This window comes from Caballeronia sp. dw_276, from assembly GCF_018449635.1.
GTDB lineage: Bacteria > Pseudomonadota > Gammaproteobacteria > Burkholderiales > Burkholderiaceae > Caballeronia.
This window is the reverse complement of record NZ_JAAVUV010000018.1, coordinates 27,228-47,770: the sequence shown is the minus strand read 5'-3', so window position 1 is coordinate 47,770 and position 20,543 is coordinate 27,228. Positions and strand designations below refer to the sequence as shown.

Sequence of the window (20,543 nt, the reverse complement as noted above, 5' to 3'; positions counted from 1 at the left end):
GGGCTTTCCATCTAGCGTCAAGCGCGTCAGCCGGACCAGAAAAGTCATGACTCAATCCGTATTCTCGCGCGCCGACGGCGTGCTGCAAGTCGAAGGCGTTTCGGCGGCGTCGCTTGCCGAACAGTTCGGCACGCCACTTTACGTTTATTCGCGCAGCGCGCTGACCGACGCGTATCAAGCTTACGCCGATGCCGCAAAAGGCCACCGCGCCACGATCCACGTCGCGGTCAAAGCGAACAGCAACCTTGCCGTGTTGAACGTGTTCGCGCGATTGGGCGCGGGCTTCGACATCGTTTCCTCCGGGGAACTGGCACGCGTTCTCGCTGCGGGCGGCAAGGCGGAGAACACGGTGTTTTCGGGCGTCGGCAAGTCGGCGCCGGAAATGCGCGAGGCGCTCGATGCCGGCGTGAAATGCTTCAACGTCGAGTCGATTCCCGAGCTGCATGCGCTTAACGAAGTGGCCAAAGCGGCCGGCAAAAAGGCGCCGGTTTCGCTGCGCGTCAATCCCGATGTCGATGCCAAGACGCACCCGTACATTTCCACGGGCCTGAAGTCGAACAAGTTCGGCGTCGCGTTCAGCGACGCGCGCGCGACCTATGCGCAAGCCGCGGCCATGTCGAATTTGAATGTGATCGGCATCGACTGCCATATTGGTTCGCAGATCACGGAAGTGAGCCCGTATCTCGACGCCGTGGACAAACTGCTCGATCTCGTCGAGCAAATCGAAGCGGACGGCACGAAGATTCATCACGTCGATGTCGGCGGCGGTCTCGGCATCACCTACGACGACGAAACGCCGCCGGCTATCGGCGAGTTCGTGAAAGCGGTGCTCGCGCATATTAAAAAACGCGGACACGGCGAGCGTGAAGTGTATTTCGAGCCGGGCCGTTCGCTGGTCGGCAACGCGGGCTTATTGCTCACGCGCGTGGAATATCTGAAGCCGGGCGCAGAGAAGAACTTCGCTATCGTCGATGCCGCCATGAACGATCTGGCACGTCCCGCGATGTACCAGGCGTTTCACCGCATTGAAGCAGTGGCAACGAACGCGGCGAAGGCCGAACTCTACGATGTCGTCGGTCCCGTTTGTGAAAGCGGCGACTGGTTGGGGAAGGATCGCTCGCTTGCCATCGAACAAGGAGATCTGCTCGCAATTTTTTCGGCCGGCGCGTATGGATTCACGATGAGCTCGAACTACAACACGCGTCCACGCGCCGCCGAAGTGATGGTCGATCACGAACGCGCGCGGCTGGTGCGTGAACGTGAAGAAGTGAAGGCTTTGTTTGCTGGGGAATCCATCTTTCCGGATTGACTCTTCGGCTCCATAAAAAAGGGCGGCGCCTGCAAGGCGCCGCCCTTTTTTCATCCGCAGCTTCAGGCCGCGCGAGGCTTCGTCATTCGTCCACGCAGCCAGACAATCACTCGCCACGCCAACAACACGACCACAATAGCGCCGTAGATCTTCGGCAAGATCAGATCGTGCTTGCCTGCTTTCATCCACCAAAAATGCAGGATGGCGAGCGCGGCGATCGGATAAATCAGCTTGTGCAGCATCTGCCAGCGGCGCCCGAGTTTCCTGACCATCGCTTTCGGCGATGTAATCGCGAGCGGGATCAACAGCACGAACGCCGCGAACCCGACCATGATGAACGGCCGCTTGGCGATGTCTTTCAGGATCGCGAAGACATCGAACCATTTGTCGAACCAGATGTAGGTCGTGAAGTGCAGAACGACGTAGAAAAATGCGAAGAGCCCGAGCATTCTCCTGAATCGCAGCAGCGCGTTGAACCCTGTCAGACGGCGAACCGGCGTCACGGCAAGCGTAATGCACAGGAAAACGAGGGTCCAGAGACCCGTCGATCGCGTGATGAACTCAATCGGATTCGCGCCCAGTCCGCCCGTAAATCCCAGCAGAACAATACGCGCGAGCGGATACAAGCCGCCCAGAAACACGGCAATCTTCGCCGGCTTGATCCAGTTCGTCTTCGCGCCCGTCGCGGCGACGCGCGCCGCCGGCCGGGGTTTTACATCGGAAGCCGAAGCCATCCGTTGCTCCTTAGAAATTGGCCTTCAGGTTCATGCCCTGATACAGCGACGCAACCTGATCACCGTAACCGTTGAACATCAGCGTCTTGCGCTTCGGCGTGAAAAATCCGTCTTCGCCGATACGCCGCTCGGTTGCCTGGCTCCATCGCGGATGATCGACGTTCGGATTCACGTTGGAATAAAAACCGTACTCGGCGGGCGCATATTCATTCCAGCTCGTCTTCGGTTGCTTCTCGACAAACCGGATCTTCACCAACGACTTCGCGCTCTTGAAGCCGTACTTCCAGGGCACGACGATCCGCACCGGCGCGCCGTTCTGATTCGGCAGCACCTCGCCATACAAGCCAACCGTCAGCAGCGTCAACGGATTCATCGCTTCGTCCATGCGCAAGCCTTCGGAATACGGCCAGTCGAGAATCGGCGTGGACAAGCCCGGCATTTGCGACGGATCGGCGAGCGTGATGAATTGCACGTACTTGGCGTTGCCCGTCGGCTGTGCGCGCTTGACGATCTCGGCAAGCGGAATGCCGATCCACGGAATCACCATCGACCAGCCTTCCACGCATCGCAGCCTGTAGATACGCTCTTCGAGCGGCGCGAGCTTCAGGATTTCATCGATGTCATACACCTTCGCGTTCTTGACCTCGCCTTCCACCGATATCTTCCACGGGCGCGGCCGCAGCGAATGCGCGTTCTGAACGGGATCGCCTTTATCCGTGCCAAATTCGTAGAAGTTGTTGTAGCTCGTAATGTCCTTGAGCGGCGTGACCTTGTCCATGGCGACGAACTTCGTATTCGTGGTCGCGGCGAGCTTCTGACCCTTTGCATCGGGCGATGTCATTGCCGCGAGCGCTTCTCCGTTCACGCCCACCAGCCCGGTCGCGGCGAGCGCGCCTGCGGCTTTCAACACACGACGACGATTCTCGAAAAACGCACGCGGTGTAATTTCGCTGCGTGGAATCTCGTCGCCAAAAAGCCGGTCTTTGTTCTTGATTAACATCTCGATGCTCCTGAATGCGTGCGCCCAGCATGAGCGCGGCCGCTGTACATCTATATTCGTGGCAAACACCTGTTTGGTTTCACGTATTCCGCCGGCGCAATAAAAAAACCGCCAGCAAATCATGCATGGCGGTCTTTAACCGGTACTTAAGGGCAAATTTACAGCTTGCCGTAACTATGCAGACCGGAAAGGAACATGTTGACGCCAAGGAAAGCAAAAGTCGTGACCAACAAACCAGTCAGCGCCCACCACGCTGCAACCGAGCCGCGCAGGCCTTTCATCAGCCGCATGTGGAGCCACGCGGCGTAATTCAACCACACGATCAGCGCCCAGGTTTCCTTCGGGTCCCAGCTCCAGTAACCGCCCCACGCTTCGGCGGCCCAAAGCGCGCCGAGAATGGTTGCAATGGTAAAGAACGCAAAACCGACGGCGATCGACTTGTACATGACGTCGTCGAGCACTTCGAGCGACGGCAACCGGTCCGCCAGAATGCCGCGTTCCTTGACCAGATAAGCCACGCCGACCATTGCTGCCAGCGCAAAACTGCCATATCCGATGAAGTTCGCCGGTACATGGATCTTCATCCACCAGCTTTGCAGCGCGGGCACGAGTGGCTGGATTTGCTGTGCGTCACGCGCGATCGAGTACCACATCAGGAAGCCGACGGCCGCGCTGATCACGAGCAGGACAAATGCGCCCATTGCGCGCGTGCTGTAATGCTCTTCGTAATACAAATAGAACAGCGACGTAATCAGGCAGAACAGCACGAAGACTTCGTACAGATTCGAAATGGGAATATGCCCGACGTCCGAGCCGATCAAATACGACTCGTACCAGCGCACCATCAGGCCCGTAAAGCCCATCAGCACCGCAACCCAGGTCATCTTCGAGCCGATCGCACCGCCAGTCGCCGAGCGCGTGACCAAGCCGATCCAGTAGAACACGGTGGCGATCACGAGCAGCGCGCTCATCCAGAGAATCGCGGATTGGCTCGACAGGAAATATTTGAGGAAGAAGTTCGTATCGGCGCGAGCGAGATCCGAGTGATAAAGCTGCAGCGACGACAGCGACAGCAGCGCAATGCATGCAATCAGCAACCGCACCGGTTTCCAGCGCCACCCGAGCACCACGAACGTCGGCACGGCGGCGCAGAGCACCAGCTTGTCGTAGTAGTTCATGAACGGGTAGTACCGATACAGCGCGAAACCCGCGCCGGCTACCATCGCGAGCGCGAATAGCCAGTCGGTCAAACCGAGACGCTTGAGAAACGGCCGTTCGTCGAACAGGTCGGAATCGACAGGCACCTTGCCCGCGCGCTGTTGCGCCTGTTTTGACTGCGAAGAGGCTTGTGTGAGGTCCATGTTCTTACCGAGTTGAATCTTGCGAGCCGGTGGACTTGGTGTCCGCAGGCGGTTCCGACGCTGACGATGACGCCGCCGGTTGCGATTTGACGCCCAGGGCAGCGCCTATCGCGTCGCGCGTTTGCGCGAATTCTTTCTCGAAATCGAGCGTCCGGCGCGCGGTGGACATTGCCATCAAAACGCTGGTGCCGCCCGTTGCTGAATCCTTGAGCCAGAACCAGAGACGCCGTTCCCGTACGTAAAACATCGAGAAAATGCCGAGTACGAGCAAGGCGCTGCCAAGATACACCACTTTTTTACCCGGTGCGCGCGTCAACTGGAACACCGACGCCTGGATTTGTTTGAACGAATCCAGTTGCAGGAAAACAGGCGCGCCATACAAGAAGCTGTCGGAAAGCGCATTGATCGATGACTGCACGAATTGGGTGTTCTTCGCGTCCGCTTGCGCTTCCGGCATGCCGTTCTGGGCGCGCGAGATTTGCCACAAGTCCCACGTAGCGCCTTCCAGCATACGCAGCAATAACCCGGCCGCCTTTTCCTGCTCGCCTTTCGGCACCGATTTATCGATGAAAGCCGCGATCGCCTGGAATCCGCCAACCGTTGCGCCGGGTTGTGCTGTCGCGCCCGTCTCGTCAGCACCAGCGAACAGATTCAGCACGCGCAACGCGCTTTCATCCAGATGCGCCTGCAGATCCGCGTTGGCTTCCGGCACCGAGCGCTTCGCAAACCGATGCGCGGCTTCAACCCGCATTGCCGGCGTTTCCAGCGCGGCCCGCAGGTTCATCCATTGTTTGATCGAACTTTGTTCGTCGGCGGGAATGCGCAGATAGCGGAACGGATCGTTCGGGCTCAGGCGCATGCCGGCGAGGAACATCGGCTGGCCTTGCACGTCGACGGGCAGCATGTAGTTGTTGAACTCGCGCGCCTGGCCGTCCGTGCCACGCACCTTGTATTGCACCGAAGGCCCCACGTTGCGCAGATCCGTCGGCCGCGATGTCTTCGCGCCCGAGCCGAGGCGTTCATCGAATGCCTGACGCAGCGTTTGCGTCTTGCCGACGCCGCGTGCGTCGATGGCGCCGTTGCCATCGGTAATGTTTTCGACGTTGATCGCGCGGAAATCGGTGAACTCGACGCTCTCGCCCTTCCCGCCAATGATTTGCGGGCTCATCGGCGCCGTTCCGCCGATCGCGCCCTCGAACGGCACCGTTTTCGTGCTGCCGCCGGACATGGGCCAGGCGGTCATCGAAAGTTTGGAGCCGCCGTCCTGGAAGCTCGATTGATAGATGGAAATGTTGTCGTAGGTAAACGGCTTGTTCACTTCGACGCGCGCCGGAATGCGCTTGCCGGTCGCATGATCGATCACGACGATATCGCTCGCGAACAGCTTCGGCATGCCCGTCGAGTAGTAGTCGACGATGAATTTGTCGAGCTGAATGGAAAACGGCAGGTCCTGGATCAGCGAGCCGTCCTGCTGGTTCAGGATGGCGGTCGCGACGTGCTGCCCTTCCGGCACCCAGGCATATCCACGGAACGTAGGATTGGACGTCGATAACCGATGCGACGCCGGGATGTCGTTGATGATTTCGTTCGATGCAATCGGCGTCTTGTTGAAGAGCCACATCTGCAGCTTGATGGGCAGGTTGCTGTCGAGCAAGCCGCCAATACAGATCACCACGATCGCCAGATGCGCCGAGATATAGCCAAGTTTCGTCATCGCGCCGCGCTTCGCCGCGATCAGCGTTGCGCCGCTTTCGGTCTCGAGCGTCTTGAACTTGTAGCCCATCTTGCCGGAAAGCCGCTGCAGCTTGGCGGCCGTTTCGGCGCGCGAACCCGTCACCGGCGGATATTCGCCCTTGTGATGGAACGCACGAAGACTCCCTTCCCGCACGCGATCCTTCCAGCTCTTCATGTCCGCGATCATCTTCGGGCCATTGCGGATCACGCACAGCGACACCGAGATCACCAGGAAAATCAGGATCAGCATGAACCACCACGCGCTGTACACGTTGTAGAGGCTCAGGCCGCGGAAGATATCGGCCCAGAACGGACCGAACTGATTGACGTAATTCGGGTAGGGATCTTCCTGCGTAAGCACGGTCCCGATGATGCTTGCTATCGCAAGAATCACGAGCAGCGCGATGGCAAAGCGCATCGAACTGATCGTTTCGATGGCATAACGTACGCTGCTACGGCTCGACTTCGACTGCAATCCCGAGGTGGTGACGCTCATTCAAACTCCGGCTGAACAGCAAAAAAGGGTGGAGACGCACCGGTACATGACCGGCGTCCCACCCTTTTTTCTTATTTGCACCGGTCTCGTTGGACCGGCTTCGTGATGCTTTTTTATACTGGGTTCGAACTATGCCGGACGCTTGTGACGTCCGGACAACGCTGCGCGCATCTTAAAGCAGACCTTCGCGCAACGCAGACTACCGCATCAATGCAATCCCGCGATGTAGTCCGCAACCGCCTTCACTTCCGCTTCATTCAAACGCAACGCGATGGTATGCATGGGCTCGCTGTTGTTGCGCGTACCTTGCGCAAACGCGGTGAGCTGCGCTGCCGTGTAATCAGCCCACTGCCCCGACAACCGCGGATATTGCACCGGCACACCCAGCCCTGTTGCGCCGTGACACGCGGCGCAGGCGGGAACGCCTCTATCCGTCACGCCGCCACGATAAATCTTCATCCCGAGCGGCACCGTGTTCTTGTCGCGCGCAAAACCCGGCTTGGCCTTCTGTGTCTCAAAATATGCAGCCACGTTGACCATGTCTTGTTCGTTCAACGCGCCCGCAATACCGGCCATGATTGCGTTCTTGCGCGCCGGTTCTTTCGCGCCCGGCTGCGTCTTGTAATCCTTCAACTGCTTGACGATGTACTCGGCATGCTGACCCGCGAGTTTCGGAAACGCGCCCCCGGCGCTATTGCCGTCTGCTCCGTGACACGCCGCGCAGACCTGGGTGGCAATCGCCTGGCCCCGCGCGACATCAGGTTTGGCTGGCGCGGCGGCCGCCGCGGGTTCCGCTGCCATTGCCGTCTGCGCCGTGAGTGTCCAGCCTACCAACCCCGCTCCGAATGCTGCTGCTAATTCCAAGGCCATCAGAGTCTTGTACAGTCGGTTCATTCGCGTACCCTGTTATTCGTCTTGTGAGAATTGTGAGGTTCTGCAAAACGACGGTTACCGATGCACTGCAAGACACCCGACAGAGGACGCGATACGAGTTCGGTACGGGCTAAAATTTCACCCGCCGCGCGCCCCGAAATCTGCCTTCAAACCTGTCTCACTCCTTATCCCGCTTGGGTCTTGCGTGCCCTGGCTGGTCTTCGTACGACCGTCGTATTGTACAATAACTCGCTAAACGCAAAGACGCCAGTCGGGGCAAGCCCAGTATTCAGTGGCTCCTTACAGCTCGAGTTCCCACAGAATTTCACTTTCGGTCTTCCCATGTCGTCATTCCTGCTCCATCAAGCCCGTTTCTTCACGACGGTCAATCACTTACGCGATCTGCCTCCTACGGCGCAGCCGGAGATCGCGTTCGCTGGACGCTCGAACGCCGGCAAGTCGACGGCCATCAACCTGTTGTGCAACCAGAAGCGGCTCGCGTTCGCGAGCAAGACGCCTGGGCGCACGCAACACATCAACTACTTCGCCATTGGCCCGGCCGATCAGCCCAAGGCCCATGTGGTGGACTTGCCGGGCTATGGTTACGCCGAGGTGTCGGGCAACGCCAAGTTGCATTGGCAGGCATTGTTGTCCACATACTTGCAGAGTCGCGCCCAGTTGGTCGGCATGATCCTCATGATGGATTCGCGCCGTCCTCTGACCGAACTCGACAAGATCATGCTCGAGTGGTTTGCGCCGACCGGCAAGCCGATTCACGCCTTATTGACGAAATGCGACAAATTGACGCGGCAGGAAAGCATCAATACGTTGCGTGCGACCAAGAAAGCCTTCGAGGAATACACCGCATCCGGATATCGCGGCGAACTGACGGTCCAGCTTTTTTCGGCGTTGAAGCGCGTTGGCCTCGATGAAGCGCACGAGAAGATCGAAAGCTGGCTGATTCCAAAGGCAATTGAGGAAAGCGATCCAGCGGATGAAGCACAGTAAGCAGGCCTCGGGCGCTCCACGCTCCCGGCATAAAAAAACCCGCCGCATGACGGCGGGTCAAACAGCCTGATCGAATCCTTTACGAATCACCACAGGCACCCGCTCAGGGAGGAGAAGCGGGGAGGTCGGCGTCAAGCGCCTTGCTCGATCGGTATGATATACCATTGTCTCGAAATGGTTCTGGAGCCGCCTTCCGCCTGGCATCCGGGCACGGCCGACGCACGCGCCGGCTGGCTTCCCGCCTGTTTCCGATCATTCCTCGCATTCCAACATCCGAGCAAATTTCATGAGCTTCTATCCGCATCATCGTCCGCGCCGCATGCGCCGTGACGACTTTTCGCGCCGCCTGATGCGTGAAAATCTCTTGTCCACCAACGACTTGATCTATCCGGTTTTCATCACCGAAGGGACGAACCTGCGTCAAGCCGTTCCTTCCATGCCCGGCGTCGAGCGCACTTCAGTCGACCTGCTGATGAAAGTCGCGGAGCAGTGCGTGGAGCTGGGCGTGCCGGTCATCTCGCTGTTTCCGGCCATTGAGCCATCGCTGAAAACGCCCGACGGCCGGGAGGCAACGAATCCCGAAGGCCTGATTCCGCGTGCCGTGCGCGAGTTGAAGAAAAACTTCCCCGAACTCGGCGTGCTGACCGATGTTGCGCTGGACCCTTACACCAGCCACGGCCAAGATGGCGTTCTGGACGAACACGGCTACGTCATCAACGACGAAACCAGCGAGATTCTTGTCGACCAGGCGCGTGCACAGGCCGAAGCGGGTGTGGATATCGTCGCGCCTTCGGACATGATGGACGGCCGTATCGGCGCGATTCGCGAAATGCTCGAAAGCGATGGCCACGTGCACACGCGGATCATGGCGTACGCGGCAAAGTTTGCATCGGCGTTCTACGGTCCGTTCCGCGATGCCGTAGGGTCTGCCACAAATCTTGGTAAGAGCAACAAGATGACCTATCAGATGGACCCGGCCAATTCCGATGAAGCCATGCGCGAAGTGCGCATGGACATTGAAGAAGGCGCGGACATGGTGATGGTCAAGCCAGGCATGCCGTACTTGGACATTGTGTATCGCGTGAAGGAGGAGTTTCGTTTTCCGACTTACGCTTATCAGGTCAGCGGCGAGTACGCCATGATCAAGGCCGCCGCTCAAAACGGCTGGCTCGATCACGACAAGACCATGATGGAATCGCTGCTGGCGTTCAAACGTGCGGGCGCGGATGGCGTGCTGACGTACTTCGCACTGGATGCCGCGCGAATTCTGCGGGCTTCGAAGTAATAGCTGCGGTTTGAATGAGAAGGCGACGCATGCGTCGCCTTTTTGCTTTCTACAGGGCGTCAGGCTTTACGTCGTCGGTGCGGCAAGCTTGTCGAGACTTTGCAAGAACTTGTCGGCCGATTCGTAGCCTACGACGCGTGCGACCTCGTTCCCCTCGGCATCGAAGAAAATGATGCCCGGCGGCCCGAAGAGCTTGAAACGCTTCAGCAACGCCTGATCATCGGCATTGTTCGCAGTCACGTCCGCACGCAATAGGTTGAGTTGCGCCAAACGCGCGCGCACTCTGGGATCGCTGAACGTGAGGTGCTCCATTTCTTTGCACGACACGCACCAGTCGGCGTAGAAGTCGAGCATTGCCGGCCGCCCAGCGGCTTTCAATGCGAGATCCAGTTGTGTCGATGACTTGACCGGCGCGAAGGTTTCGCCTGGTACCGATGCTTGGGTCGCCACCGCCGTGCCGGCTCCGGCGCGTGCGGTGAAGACAGCGAGCGGGCGCAGCGGGTCGGTTGAACCGGCAGCAAGGCCCACCAGCAACGCAGCGCCCCAGATCGCCAGCAGCGCGCCGATTCCACGGCCGAGCCGTTTCCAGATCGACATCCCTGTCGCGCCCGACGAAAACAGCCCTAGCGCGGCCGCTGCGAACAACAGCCACGACGCAGCCAACGCCATCTGCACGACGGCGCCCAGCACCGGCCAGACAATCCACAGCGCGGCTGCAAGCAAGATAACGCCAAAGAAAACCTTGACGCCGTCCATCCAGTTGCCAGCCCGCGGCAGCAACGTTCCGGCGCCAAGCCCGATGATCAGCAGCGGTACACCCAGCCCCACGCCCATCGAAAAGAGCGCAGCGCCGCCAAGCAGCGCATTACCCGTATGCGCGATGAACGCCAGCACTGCAAAAAGCGGCGCAGTCATGCACGCGCCAACCACGAGCGCTGAAAGCGCGCCCATGACGATCACGGCTGCAAGCTTCCCGCCCGAACGTTTCTGCGACGCCGCGTTGACGCTGTTTTGCCACCGCGCGGGCAAGGCGATATCTACACCGGCGATCAGCGTAAGCGCAAAGACCGCTAGCAATACCCCGAACGCGCCGAGCACCCACGGATTTTGCAGCCAGCCCCCGAGGCTCTGTCCGATCATCGCCGCGAGTACGCCGAGCGCGGTGTACACAAGCGCCATGCCGAACACGTACGCGACCGACAACCCGAACCCACGCGACCGCGTGACCTTGGCGCCCTCGCCGATGATGATGGCCGAGAGAATGGGAATCATCGGATACGAGCAAGGCAACAAGCTCAACACGACGCCCGCGACAAAGTACAACCCGACGATCGCGAAAAAACCTCCGCTTTCAAGCAACGATTGCGCGTAGTCCGCGTTCGTTGCGCGGTCGTACCAGGGAACATCGCTGACGTTCGCGGTAGGCACCCGTGTGCTTGCCGCACCGGCCGCCTGCAACGCGGCCCCTGTCACGTGATAGACGTGCTCAGCGGGCGGATAGCAAATGCCCTGATCGGCGCACCCCTGCGACGTCACCACAATGTCAAACGGCCCCGACGCCTGTTTTACCGGTATCCGGATAACCAGTTCTCCGCGATACGTCTCCACGTCCTTGTTGAAGGTCTGGTCGAAATGAACCTTTCCGGCCGGCAATTGCGCCTCGCCCAACGTCGCAGTGCCACTTTTCACGGCAAACGCGAAACGCTCCCGATACATGTAATAGCCGTCTGCGACCTTATATCGCACATCGATTTCGCCCGGTTTTTCGCTTGCGCTGAATTTGAAGGCGACGGCTGGATCCAGGAAATCGTCGGCGGCATGCGCGATCGAGATCGAACCGAGCATCAGGACGAAGCACGACAACAATATGAGAGCAACGTCGGCGAAACGACGTGCGCAGAAAACGAAGGGCTTAAACATTAAGAGGACGTTGAGTTTCCGCGATGATCCACTGCCCGTAGGCCGCCGACGCATCGGCCTGCCACAAGACAACTTCGGGTGTTTCGTAAGGATGATTCGACTCTATGAACCGTGCGAGTTCATCGCCGCGCGCGAGACTCGTTTTGAACAGGAGTTGGAGCTCATTAGCCACCTCGACCTTTCCCTCCCACCAATACCGCGACTTCACCACGCCCAGCTCGGTCACACAGGCAGCCAGCCGCGCATCGATCACCTGCTGCGCTAGCGTCGACGCGGCGTCGCTATCAGGTAGCGTCGTAAGAACCAGGACGACGGGCGTCGTATTCACGGAAAGCTCCGATGCAATTGATATGAACGCAATCGTAGCATCCGGAGCCAACGGCCAACATTCAGCCGATCGGCCTAGAGGTGTAGCGCCCTTCGCCCACCGACCGACGTAAAAAAAGCCAAGCAAGGCTTGGCTTTTTTATTCGACAAACGCTCTGAAACTTATTCAGCTTCTTGCACGTCGTCAGCTTCAGCGAGTTCCGGACGATCCATCAGCATGACCAGCGCCATCGGCGCATTGTCGCCTTGACGGAAGCCGAACTTCAGGATGCTCAGGTAGCCACCCGGACGCGTTTCGTAACGCGGACCGAGCACGTCGAACAGCTTTGCGACAGAATCACGGTCGCGCAGGCGGTTGAACGCCAGACGACGATTTGCCAGCGACGGCTTCTTGCCGAGCGTGATCAGCGGCTCGACGACTTTACGGAGTTCTTTGGCTTTCGGCAGCGTCGTCTTGATGACTTCGTGCTCGATCAGCGAGTTCGACATATTACGGAGCATAGCCAGACGGTGGCTGCTCGTGCGGTTCAGTTTCCGCAAACCATGTTTATGGCGCATTTTGAATTTCCAGATTAATCAAGTTTAGATCCAGCTCTTCTATTACGTCTCTTGAGCGCCTTATAAGACAACTCACGAGCGCACGGGCCGGTCGTAGAAAAAGCAAGATGCGGATTTTAAAGGAAAATCCGCATCTTTGCCAGTCAAGCCTACAGCCTGAACATTACTTGTCGAGACCAGCCGGCGGCCAGTTTTCGAGCTTCATACCCAGCGTCAAACCACGCGATGCCAAAACTTCCTTGATCTCGTTCAGCGACTTGCGACCGAGGTTAGGCGTCTTCAGCAATTCGTTTTCCGTGCGCTGGATCAAATCGCCGATGTAATAGATGTTCTCGGCCTTCAGGCAGTTCGCGGAGCGAACCGTGAGTTCGAGATCATCAACCGGACGCAGAAGGATCGGATCGATCTGCGGCGCGCGCGACGGTGCTTCTGCCGCTGCTTCCGTGCCTTCCAGAGCCGCGAACACCGACAACTGGTCAACCAGAATACGTGCTGACTGACGAATTGCTTCCTCGGGCGAAATCACACCGTTGGTTTCGATGTTCATCACGAGCTTGTCGAGGTCGGTACGCTGCTCAACGCGAGCGCTTTCAACGGCATAGCTCACACGCAGAACCGGCGAGAACGATGCGTCCAGCACGATACGGCCAATGATCTTCGCCGAATCTTCGCCGTAGCGACGCACATTGCCCGGCACATAGCCGCGGCCCTTTTCAATCTTGATCTGAACGTCGAGCTTGCCGCCCTTCGAAAGATGCGCAATCACGTGACCCGGATTGATGACTTCGCAATCGTGCGCGAGTTCAATATCCCCAGCCGTAACAACGCCTTCGCCTTCCTTGCGAAGCGTAACCGTGACTTCATCGCGGTTATGCAGCTTGAAAACGACGCCCTTCAAATTCAGCAGCAGGTTGACCACATCTTCTTGCACGCCGTCGAGCGTAGAATATTCATGCACGACGCCTGCAATCGTCACTTCGGTCGGCGCATAACCAATCATCGACGACAGCAGCACGCGCCGAAGCGCGTTACCCAAGGTGTGACCATAGCCCCGTTCGAACGGCTCCATGACCACTTTCGCGTGGCTGTCGCCAAGCGATTCGACTGCAATAATCTTGGGCTTCAACAAACTGGTTTGCATAGGTTTTCCTTTTCAATACCCTCGGCTCGTTACGCCGATAAGGCTGACCGGTGACAACCCGAAAATAAACAGCCGAGGCAACCCCTTGCCTTCCGCAATCAGGGTGCCCCGGCCGCTAATCCGATTAACGCGAATACAATTCGACGATCAGGCTTTCGTTGATATCGCCTGCAATGTCAGCGCGATCCGGCATGGCTTTGAACGTGCCTTCGAACTTCTTGGCATCGACCGTAACCCAGCTCGGCATTCCGCCTTGCTCAGCCAGGTTCAGCGCTTCCAGAATACGCACTTGCTTCTTCGACTGTTCGCGAACAGCAACCACGTCGCCTGCCTTAACTTGCATCGACGGGATGTTGTTCACTACACCGTTCACCGTGATCGACTTGTGGCCGACCAGCTGACGCGCTTCAGCGCGCGTCGAGCCGAAGCCCATGCGGTACACGACGTTGTCGAGACGCGATTCGAGCAATTGCAGCAGGTTTTCACCCGTCGGGCCCTTGCGGCGATCAGCCTCAGCGAAGTAACGGCGGAACTGACGTTCGAGCACCCCGTAAATACGCTTAACTTTTTGCTTTTCACGCAACTGCGTGCCGTAGTCAGACGTACGAGCGCCCGAGGTACGACCATGCTGACCCGGCTTGCTGTCGAGCTTGCACTTGTCGGCGAGCGAACGGCGTGCGCTCTTCAGGAAAAGATCAGTGCCTTCACGGCGGGCCAGCTTGGCTTTAGGACCGGTATAACGTGCCACTTTGCATCCTTAGTAATTGATCACGCGAAGTACATTCGCGCTAGTTCGAACTCGGTGGATCGAACGGTGGGCTTAGTCAGTATTCTTAACGCAGATTTCATAACGCAAGCAACCTGTCGACGCGCGAGCGTCAACAGGTCAAAGCGTTACGCGACGCCTTAGATACGACGACGCTTCGGCGGACGGCAACCGTTGTGCGGAACCGGTGTCACGTCGGAGATTGCGGTGATCTTGATGCCAAGACCATGCAGCGCACGCACCGCCGATTCACGGCCAGGGCCGGGGCCCTTGATCCGCACTTCGAGGTTCTTCACGCCGTATTCCATCGCCACGCGGCCAGCCGATTCAGCTGCGACCTGGGCTGCAAACGGGGTCGATTTACGCGAACCCTTGAAGCCCTGGCCACCCGACGTTGCCCAGGCGAGTGCATTGCCCTGGCGATCGGTGATCGTGATGATGGTGTTGTTGAACGACGCGTGAACGTGAACCACGCCCTCGGCGACGTTCTTCTTGACCTTCTTGCGAACGCGTTGCGCCGCGGAGTTGTTCGAAGCCTTAGCCATTACGTTTTCCTGTAACTATATTCCGCTTACTTCTTCAGCGATTGCGCTGCACGACGCGGACCCTTACGGGTACGGGCATTCGTACGCGTGCGCTGTCCACGCATGGGCAAGCCCTTGCGATGGCGAACGCCACGGTAGCAGCCCAAGTCCATCAGGCGCTTGATATTCATCGTCACTTCGCGACGCAGGTCGCCTTCTACGATGAACTTACCCACTTCTTCTCGCAGCTTTTCGAGGTCTGCGTCAGTGAGGTCTTTGACCTTCTTCGAAAACTCCACACCAGACGCCACGCAAATGTTGCGAGCGCGCGTGCGGCCTACACCGAAAATTGCCGTGAGGCCGATTTCAGTATGCTGGTGATTCGGGATGTTAACCCCTGCGATACGAGCCATTGTTTTTCCTCAAACAAAAAGCGCAAGCAAAAGCGCGGCGTTCAGCCTTGACGCTGTTTGTGGCGCGGATCAGAGCTGCAAATCACGCGCACAACGCCCTTGCGCTTGATGATCTTGCAATTGCGGCAAATGCGCTTAACCGATGCCATCACTTTCATGATATTACCCTTTTTTCAAATCACTTCGCCCGTAACACGATCCGTGTACGAGACAGATCGTAAGGGGTCAACTCAACCGTTACCTTGGCGCCGGGATATGTGACGGTGAACGGCAGAGCCACCTTCAACTCATGCCGTCTCCGACCATCGTCCTTGTTTAGCGCATCGGGACGTTGCTGCCTTTGAAGTTCGCCTTCTTGAGCAGCGATTCATACTGTTGCGACATAACGTAGGACTGCACCTGCGCCATGAAATCCATCGTGACCACCACAATGATCAGCAGCGACGTTCCACCGAAGTAAAACGGTACGTTCCAACGCAACACCAGGAATTCTGGCAGCAAGCAAACAAACACGATGTAGATCGCACCAGCCAGCGTCAAACGCGTGAGGATCCGATCGATATAACGTGCCGTCTGATCACCCGGACGAATCCCGGGAACGAACGCACCACTCTTCTTCAGGTTGTCGGCCGTTTCTCTGCTGTTGAACACCAACGCGGTGTAGAAGAAGCAGAAGAAAACGATCGCCATCGCGTACAGCAACACGTACACCGGTTGACCAGGCTTCAGCGCCTCAGCAACGTTGTGCAGCGTGTTCGCAAACCATCCGGTCCGCGTACCCGAACTGAACCAGTTCAGGATAGTTGCCGGGAAGAGGATGATCGACGACGCGAAGATCGGCGGAATCACACCCGACATGTTCAACTTCAGCGGCAAATGCGAAGACTGACCGCCGTAAATCTTGTTTCCGACCTGACGCTTGGCGTAGTTCACGAGGATCTTGCGCTGGCCGCGTTCGATGAAAACAACCAGGAACGTAACCGCCGCAATCAGCACGACAATGATGATCGCCGAGATGATGCTCATGGAGCCGGTGCGAACCAGTTCAAAGAGACCACCGATTGCGTTCGGGAAGCCCGCCGCAATACCGCCGAAAATGATGATCGAGATACCGTTGCCCAGTCCGCGTTCCGTGATCTGCTCACCCAGCCACATCAGGAACATGGTGCCCGTCACCAACGTCACTACCGTCGTCAACCGGAACACCATGCCAGGATCGATAACGAGCCCGGCTTGATTTTCCAGCGCTACCGCAATACCAAAGGCCTGGAACGTAGCCAGAACAACGGTGAAGTAACGCGTGTACTGCGTGATCTTCCGCTGCCCTGCCTGCCCTTCTTTCTTCAGCGCTTCCATTTGCGGCGAAACGATCGACAGCAACTGCATGATGATCGACGCCGATATGTACGGCATGATCCCAAGCGCGAAGATCGTGAACCTAGACAGCGCGCCACCCGAGAACATGTTGAACATGCCAAGAATGCCGCCTGACTGGCTCTGGAAAAGCTTCGCCAGCTGATCCGGGTCGATACCCGGCACCGGAATATGCGCACCGATACGGTAGACGATCAACGCCAGCAGCAAGAACATTGCACGCCGACGCAGATCGCCGAACTTCGCAGCGCTTCGACCGGATTTTGCGAGACTCGGGCTATTAGCCAAGAACCTTCTCCGATGCTTTCGCTAACAACAACACGCGCACGTTACTCAGCGAACGAGCCGCCGGCGGCTTCAATCGCAGCACGTGCACCCTTCGTAGCGGTGAGGCCCTTTACCGTGATCTTGCGCGTCAGTTCGCCCGTCTTGATGATCTTTGCGCTCGTAATGAGCACGCCGAGCAGACCGGCTTGCTTCAAAGCCAACAAATCGACTTCGTCGACCGGCAGCTTTTCGATATCCGACAGCCGCACTTCACCAACGAACTCACGCGTCAGCGAGCTAAAGCCGCGCTTCGGCAGACGACGTTGCAGAGGCATCTGACCGCCTTCGAAGCCGACTTTATGAAAGCCGCCCGAACGCGATTTCTGACCCTTGTGACCGCGACCTGCAGTCTTGCCGAGGCCGGAACCGATACCGCGGCCAACGCGACGCTTTGCGTGCTTCGCGCCTTCTGCCGGCTTGAGGTTATTCAAATCCATATTCAACTCCTTGATCCCTGGTCAGCCGCTTAGCTGAGGACTTTAACAAGGTACGAAACCTTGTTGATCATCCCGCGCACTGCTGGCGTGTCCTGCAGTTCGCTGACCGAGTTGAGTCGGCGCAGGCCCAGACCACGCACCGTTGCACGATGCGTTTCGCGGGTCCCAATCAGGCTCTTCACGAGCTGAACCTTGACAGTTTTTTCAGACATGGTGACCACCTGGCTTAGCCCAAAATATCTTCGACGGACTTGCCGCGCTTCGCCGCGATGTCACCCGGCGTGGACTGCTTGCGCAGACCGTCGAGCGTTGCACGAACGAGGTTGTACGGATTCGTCGAACCGTGGCTCTTCGCCACAACGTTTTGAACGCCCATCACGTCGAACACTGCGCGCATCGGGCCGCCGGCGATAACACCCGTACCGTCCTTGGCCGGAGCCAGAAGAACAGCGGATGCGCCATGCTTACCATGCACTTCGTGTTGCAGCGTACCGTTCTTCAACGGCACCTTGAACATGTTGCGGCGTGCTTGTTCCATTGCCTTTTGAACAGCAACCGGAACTTCCTTCGCTTTGCCCTTGCCCATGCCGATGCGGCCATCGCCATCGCCAACCACGGTCAGTGCGGCAAAACCGAGAATCCGGCCGCCCTTCACAACCTTGGTCACGCGATTGACCGCGATCATTTTTTCACGGAGGCCGTCGTCGCGTTCTTCAGCCTTCACATTCGCTTGCATCTTTGCCATGACGAATTCTTCCCTTAGAACTTGAGTCCGGCTTCGCGTGCCGCATCAGCCAGCGCTTTCACGCGGCCGTGGTAACGGAAACCTGAACGGTCGAAGGCGACGGATTCGACGCCGGCAGCCTTGGCTTTTTCAGCAATACGCTTACCGACAGCGATCGCAGCGTTGACGTTGCCGCCCTTACCGGTCTTGTCGGCCAGTTCGGCACGCACTTCAGCTTCGAGCGTCGACGCGCTTGCCAGCACCTTGGTGCCGCATGCCGAGAACACTTGCGCATAGATATGCGTGTTCGTGCGATGCACAGCCAGACGTGCGACCTGCAGCTCAGCGATCTTGACGCGCGTCTGTTTAGCGCGGCGCAGGCGAGATTGAGTCTTATCCATGATTGCGCACCCTTACTTCTTCTTCGTTTCTTTGAGGATGACGACTTCGCCGAAGTAGCGCACGCCCTTGCCCTTATAGGGCTCCGGCGGACGGTAACCGCGAACTTCCGCAGCGACCTGGCCAACTTTCTGCTTGTCGATCCCCTTGATCACGATTTCGGTTTGCGTCGGGGTTTCAACTTTGACACCTTCCGGCATCGCGTGCACCACGGGGTGCGAGAAACCCAGCGACAGATTCAGCTTGTCGCCCTGCGCCTGCGCGCGATAACCAACGCCAACCAGCGTCAGCTTGCGCTCGAAACCCTTCGTAACGCCATTCACCATGTTCGCCACGAGGGCGCGCATCGTGCCCGACATCGCATTCGCTTCACGGCTTTCATCAGCCGGTGCGAAGTTGAGCGTGCCGTTGTCGTTTGCTACCGTAACAAGCGGGTTGGCCGCTTGCGTAATCGTACCCAGCGGGCCCTTGACGGTGATTACTTCGCCGCTAAAGGCCACTTCCGCGCCTTGCGGCAGCGTAATCGGGCTTTTACCTACTCGAGACATGTTTCTTCTCCTTTTCGGCTTAAGCGACGTAGCAGAGGACTTCGCCGCCGACGCCAGTCTGGCGCGCCTTGCGGTCGGTCATCACACCCTGGGGCGTCGAAACGATTGCAACGCCAAGACCGTTCATCACAACCGGAATGTCGTTACGACCGCGATACACACGCAGACCAGGCTTCGAAACGCGTTCAATGCGCTCGATAACCGGACGGCCCGCGTAGTACTTCAACGCGATATTCAATTCCGACTTCGCACCTTCGGACTTCACTGCGAAATCGTCGATATAACCTTCGTCCTTCAAAACCTGCGCAATCGCAACCTTGACTTTCGACGAGGGCATTGTCACCGACACTTTCTCAACCATCTGCGCATTGCGGATGCGAGTCAGCATATCGGCGATAGGATCACTCATGCTCATTTACGTATCTCCTATTACCAGCTCGCCTTGGTCAGGCCAGGGATTTCGCCGCGGAAAGCGATTTCGCGAATCTTGCTGCGTGCCAATCCGAATTTGCGGAACGTGCCACGCGGACGACCCGTGATCGCGCAGCGGTTACGCTTGCGAGTGGGGTTCGAGTTGCGGGGCAGTTGTTGCAGTTCGAGACGAGCGGCATAACGCTCTTCGTCCGACTTGCTCGCGTCATCGATGACCGCCTTCAGCGCCGTACGCTTGGGAGCGTACTTTGCAGCGAGGCGTGCACGCTTCTTTTCACGTTCGATCAGTGCCAGTTTAGCCACGGTAACCTCAGTTTCTGAACGGGAACTTGAAGCTGGCGAGCAGTGCCTTCGCTTCATCGTCAGTCTTCGCGGTCGTCGTGATGCTGATGTTCAGCCCACGAAGCGCGTCGATCTTGTCGTAATCGATCTCGGGGAAAATGATCTGCTCTTTCACACCGATGTTGTAGTTGCCGCGACCATCGAACGCACGACCCGATACACCGCGGAAGTCACGAACCCGGGGGAGCGCAACCGTCACGAAACGATCGAGAAATTCGTACATGGCCTGGCCGCGCAGCGTAACCATCGCGCCGATCGGGTAGCCCTGACGAATCTTGAAGCCAGCGATAGCCTTGCGTGCCTTCGTGATAACCGGCTTCTGGCCAGCAATCTTCGTCAGGTCGCCAACGGCGTTTTCGATGATCTTCTTGTCGGCGACGGCTTCACCAAGACCCATGTTCAGGGTGATCTTGGTGATGCGCGGCACTTCCATGATGGACTTGTAGCCGAACTTCTCAACGAGGCCGGGTACAACCTTCTCTTTATAAAATTCTTGCAGACGTGCCATTTT

25 protein-coding genes and 1 pseudogene are annotated in these 20,543 nt (G+C 58.1%); 3 read left to right on the top strand and 23 right to left on the bottom strand.

Annotation, left to right across the window (positions count from 1 at the left end):
• Nucleotides 1-46: 46 nt before the first annotated feature.
• Nucleotides 47-1,309, top strand: a complete 1,263-nt coding sequence (lysA, locus tag HB633_RS28630) for a diaminopimelate decarboxylase (RefSeq protein ID WP_213781508.1) — start codon at nt 47-49, stop codon at nt 1,307-1,309.
• Between the two features lie 62 nt (nt 1,310-1,371).
• On the opposite strand, the gene msrQ is transcribed toward lysA, so the two are convergent.
• The 5 genes from msrQ to HB633_RS28605 all read right to left on the bottom strand — a co-directional run bounded on the left by msrQ (nt 1,372) and on the right by HB633_RS28605 (nt 7,528).
• The gene (msrQ, locus tag HB633_RS28625) at nt 1,372-2,043 is read right to left on the bottom strand and encodes a protein-methionine-sulfoxide reductase heme-binding subunit MsrQ (RefSeq protein ID WP_213781507.1); all 672 of its coding nucleotides are present in this window, start codon (nt 2,041-2,043) and stop codon (nt 1,372-1,374) included.
• Nucleotides 2,044-2,053: 10 nt separating this feature from the next.
• The gene (gene msrP / locus HB633_RS28620) at nt 2,054-3,043 is read right to left on the bottom strand and encodes a protein-methionine-sulfoxide reductase catalytic subunit MsrP (protein WP_213781506.1); all 990 of its coding nucleotides are present in this window, start codon (nt 3,041-3,043) and stop codon (nt 2,054-2,056) included.
• A 158-nt stretch (nt 3,044-3,201) separates the two neighbouring features.
• Nucleotides 3,202-4,404, bottom strand: a complete 1,203-nt coding sequence (gene ccsB / locus HB633_RS28615) for a c-type cytochrome biogenesis protein CcsB (RefSeq protein WP_213781505.1) — start codon at nt 4,402-4,404, stop codon at nt 3,202-3,204.
• A gap of 4 nt (nt 4,405-4,408) precedes the next feature.
• Nucleotides 4,409-6,634: a cytochrome c biogenesis protein ResB gene (locus HB633_RS28610; protein WP_213781504.1), complete on the bottom strand. Its 2,226-nt coding sequence runs from the start codon at nt 6,632-6,634 to the stop codon at nt 4,409-4,411.
• A 207-nt stretch (nt 6,635-6,841) separates the two neighbouring features.
• The gene (locus HB633_RS28605; RefSeq protein ID WP_213781503.1) at nt 6,842-7,528 is read right to left on the bottom strand and encodes a c-type cytochrome; all 687 of its coding nucleotides are present in this window, start codon (nt 7,526-7,528) and stop codon (nt 6,842-6,844) included.
• Between the two features lie 321 nt (nt 7,529-7,849).
• Here HB633_RS28605 and yihA point away from each other — a divergent pair, with 321 nt between their 5' ends.
• Nucleotides 7,850-8,515, top strand: a complete 666-nt coding sequence (yihA, locus tag HB633_RS28600) for a ribosome biogenesis GTP-binding protein YihA/YsxC (RefSeq protein ID WP_213781502.1) — start codon at nt 7,850-7,852, stop codon at nt 8,513-8,515.
• A gap of 286 nt (nt 8,516-8,801) precedes the next feature.
• Nucleotides 8,802-9,800, top strand: a complete 999-nt coding sequence (gene hemB, locus HB633_RS28595; protein ID WP_213781501.1) for a porphobilinogen synthase — start codon at nt 8,802-8,804, stop codon at nt 9,798-9,800.
• 66 nt (nt 9,801-9,866) lie between these two features.
• Here hemB and dsbD read toward each other — a convergent pair whose 3' ends face one another.
• From dsbD to rplE, 18 genes and pseudogenes are all read right to left on the bottom strand, one after another.
• Nucleotides 9,867-11,720: a protein-disulfide reductase DsbD gene (gene dsbD / locus HB633_RS28590; protein WP_213781500.1), complete on the bottom strand. Its 1,854-nt coding sequence runs from the start codon at nt 11,718-11,720 to the stop codon at nt 9,867-9,869.
• Nucleotides 11,713-12,048 carry a divalent cation tolerance protein CutA gene (gene cutA / locus HB633_RS28585; RefSeq protein WP_213781499.1) on the bottom strand — a complete coding sequence of 112 codons (336 nt, stop codon included), beginning with the start codon at nt 12,046-12,048 and terminating at the stop codon, nt 11,713-11,715. The genes dsbD and cutA overlap by 8 nt, the downstream gene beginning before the upstream one ends.
• A 161-nt stretch (nt 12,049-12,209) precedes the next feature.
• Complete coding sequence (gene rplQ, locus HB633_RS28580) at nt 12,210-12,605, bottom strand: 50S ribosomal protein L17 (RefSeq protein ID WP_056355441.1); 396 nt, start codon at nt 12,603-12,605, stop codon at nt 12,210-12,212.
• Between the two features lie 163 nt (nt 12,606-12,768).
• Nucleotides 12,769-13,746, bottom strand: a complete 978-nt coding sequence (gene rpoA / locus HB633_RS28575; RefSeq protein WP_047845349.1) for a DNA-directed RNA polymerase subunit alpha — start codon at nt 13,744-13,746, stop codon at nt 12,769-12,771.
• A gap of 124 nt (nt 13,747-13,870) precedes the next feature.
• Nucleotides 13,871-14,494, bottom strand: a complete 624-nt coding sequence (gene rpsD, locus HB633_RS28570) for a 30S ribosomal protein S4 (RefSeq protein ID WP_056355438.1) — start codon at nt 14,492-14,494, stop codon at nt 13,871-13,873.
• Nucleotides 14,495-14,652: 158 nt separating this feature from the next.
• Nucleotides 14,653-15,057, bottom strand: a complete 405-nt coding sequence (gene rpsK / locus HB633_RS28565) for a 30S ribosomal protein S11 (protein WP_006052224.1) — start codon at nt 15,055-15,057, stop codon at nt 14,653-14,655.
• 26 nt (nt 15,058-15,083) lie between these two features.
• Complete coding sequence (gene rpsM, locus HB633_RS28560; RefSeq protein ID WP_047845347.1) at nt 15,084-15,449, bottom strand: 30S ribosomal protein S13; 366 nt, start codon at nt 15,447-15,449, stop codon at nt 15,084-15,086.
• Nucleotides 15,450-15,490: 41 nt separating this feature from the next.
• Nucleotides 15,491-15,607: a 50S ribosomal protein L36 gene (gene rpmJ, locus HB633_RS28555; protein WP_004199844.1), complete on the bottom strand. Its 117-nt coding sequence runs from the start codon at nt 15,605-15,607 to the stop codon at nt 15,491-15,493.
• 20 nt (nt 15,608-15,627) lie between these two features.
• Nucleotides 15,628-15,702: pseudogene (infA, locus tag HB633_RS28550) on the bottom strand (translation initiation factor IF-1); the annotation flags it as partial.
• A gap of 62 nt (nt 15,703-15,764) precedes the next feature.
• Nucleotides 15,765-17,111, bottom strand: coding sequence for a preprotein translocase subunit SecY (secY, locus tag HB633_RS28545; RefSeq protein WP_056355435.1), 1,347 nt, complete (start codon nt 17,109-17,111; stop codon nt 15,765-15,767).
• A gap of 41 nt (nt 17,112-17,152) precedes the next feature.
• Entirely contained in the window at nt 17,153-17,587 is a 435-nt protein-coding gene (gene rplO, locus HB633_RS28540; protein WP_062000486.1) for a 50S ribosomal protein L15, read from the bottom strand.
• A gap of 29 nt (nt 17,588-17,616) precedes the next feature.
• On the bottom strand, nt 17,617-17,799 hold the full coding sequence (gene rpmD, locus HB633_RS28535; protein WP_056355429.1) for a 50S ribosomal protein L30: 183 nt from the start codon (nt 17,797-17,799) through the stop codon (nt 17,617-17,619).
• A gap of 14 nt (nt 17,800-17,813) precedes the next feature.
• Entirely contained in the window at nt 17,814-18,332 is a 519-nt protein-coding gene (rpsE, locus tag HB633_RS28530) for a 30S ribosomal protein S5 (protein ID WP_031361566.1), read from the bottom strand.
• Nucleotides 18,333-18,346: 14 nt separating this feature from the next.
• Nucleotides 18,347-18,712: a 50S ribosomal protein L18 gene (gene rplR / locus HB633_RS28525; protein WP_056355425.1), complete on the bottom strand. Its 366-nt coding sequence runs from the start codon at nt 18,710-18,712 to the stop codon at nt 18,347-18,349.
• Nucleotides 18,713-18,724: 12 nt separating this feature from the next.
• Nucleotides 18,725-19,258: a 50S ribosomal protein L6 gene (gene rplF / locus HB633_RS28520; protein ID WP_056355422.1), complete on the bottom strand. Its 534-nt coding sequence runs from the start codon at nt 19,256-19,258 to the stop codon at nt 18,725-18,727.
• 19 nt (nt 19,259-19,277) lie between these two features.
• Nucleotides 19,278-19,673 carry a 30S ribosomal protein S8 gene (gene rpsH, locus HB633_RS28515; protein WP_031361569.1) on the bottom strand — a complete coding sequence of 132 codons (396 nt, stop codon included), beginning with the start codon at nt 19,671-19,673 and terminating at the stop codon, nt 19,278-19,280.
• Nucleotides 19,674-19,687: 14 nt separating this feature from the next.
• On the bottom strand, nt 19,688-19,993 hold the full coding sequence (rpsN, locus tag HB633_RS28510) for a 30S ribosomal protein S14 (RefSeq protein WP_031361570.1): 306 nt from the start codon (nt 19,991-19,993) through the stop codon (nt 19,688-19,690).
• Nucleotides 19,994-20,000: 7 nt separating this feature from the next.
• Nucleotides 20,001-20,540 (bottom strand): 50S ribosomal protein L5, encoded by a 540-nt coding sequence (gene rplE, locus HB633_RS28505; RefSeq protein ID WP_035933066.1) that lies wholly within the window; start codon nt 20,538-20,540, stop codon nt 20,001-20,003.
• Nucleotides 20,541-20,543: the final 3 nt, after the last annotated feature.

Excerpts from the sequence above, each read along its gene's own strand:
- HB633_RS28605 (WP_213781503.1), bottom strand. The coding sequence starts at position 7,528 with ATGAACCGACTGTACAAGACTCTGATGGCCTTGGAATTAGCAGCAGCA.
- rpsK (WP_006052224.1), bottom strand. The coding sequence starts at position 15,057 with ATGGCTAAGGCTTCGAACAACTCCGCGGCGCAACGCGTTCGCAAGAAG.
- dsbD (WP_213781500.1), bottom strand. The coding sequence starts at position 11,720 with ATGTTTAAGCCCTTCGTTTTCTGCGCACGTCGTTTCGCCGACGTTGCT.
- ccsB (WP_213781505.1), bottom strand. The coding sequence starts at position 4,404 with ATGGACCTCACACAAGCCTCTTCGCAGTCAAAACAGGCGCAACAGCGC.
- rplO (WP_062000486.1), bottom strand. The coding sequence starts at position 17,587 with ATGGATTTGAATAACCTCAAGCCGGCAGAAGGCGCGAAGCACGCAAAG.
- HB633_RS28610 (WP_213781504.1), bottom strand. The coding sequence starts at position 6,634 with ATGAGCGTCACCACCTCGGGATTGCAGTCGAAGTCGAGCCGTAGCAGC.
- rplR (WP_056355425.1), bottom strand. The coding sequence starts at position 18,712 with ATGGATAAGACTCAATCTCGCCTGCGCCGCGCTAAACAGACGCGCGTC.
- rpsM (WP_047845347.1), bottom strand. The coding sequence starts at position 15,449 with ATGGCTCGTATCGCAGGGGTTAACATCCCGAATCACCAGCATACTGAA.
- rpsE (WP_031361566.1), bottom strand. The coding sequence starts at position 18,332 with ATGGCAAAGATGCAAGCGAATGTGAAGGCTGAAGAACGCGACGACGGC.
- rplF (WP_056355422.1), bottom strand. The coding sequence starts at position 19,258 with ATGTCTCGAGTAGGTAAAAGCCCGATTACGCTGCCGCAAGGCGCGGAA.
- rplQ (WP_056355441.1), bottom strand. The coding sequence starts at position 12,605 with ATGCGCCATAAACATGGTTTGCGGAAACTGAACCGCACGAGCAGCCAC.
- yihA (WP_213781502.1), top strand. The coding sequence starts at position 7,850 with ATGTCGTCATTCCTGCTCCATCAAGCCCGTTTCTTCACGACGGTCAAT.
- rpoA (WP_047845349.1), bottom strand. The coding sequence starts at position 13,746 with ATGCAAACCAGTTTGTTGAAGCCCAAGATTATTGCAGTCGAATCGCTT.
- msrP (WP_213781506.1), bottom strand. The coding sequence starts at position 3,043 with ATGTTAATCAAGAACAAAGACCGGCTTTTTGGCGACGAGATTCCACGC.
- rpsH (WP_031361569.1), bottom strand. The coding sequence starts at position 19,673 with ATGAGCATGAGTGATCCTATCGCCGATATGCTGACTCGCATCCGCAAT.
- rpmJ (WP_004199844.1), bottom strand. The coding sequence starts at position 15,607 with ATGAAAGTGATGGCATCGGTTAAGCGCATTTGCCGCAATTGCAAGATC.
- msrQ (WP_213781507.1), bottom strand. The coding sequence starts at position 2,043 with ATGGCTTCGGCTTCCGATGTAAAACCCCGGCCGGCGGCGCGCGTCGCC.
- hemB (WP_213781501.1), top strand. The coding sequence starts at position 8,802 with ATGAGCTTCTATCCGCATCATCGTCCGCGCCGCATGCGCCGTGACGAC.
- rpmD (WP_056355429.1), bottom strand. The coding sequence starts at position 17,799 with ATGTCTGAAAAAACTGTCAAGGTTCAGCTCGTGAAGAGCCTGATTGGG.
- lysA (WP_213781508.1), top strand. The coding sequence starts at position 47 with ATGACTCAATCCGTATTCTCGCGCGCCGACGGCGTGCTGCAAGTCGAA.
- rplE (WP_035933066.1), bottom strand. The coding sequence starts at position 20,540 with ATGGCACGTCTGCAAGAATTTTATAAAGAGAAGGTTGTACCCGGCCTC.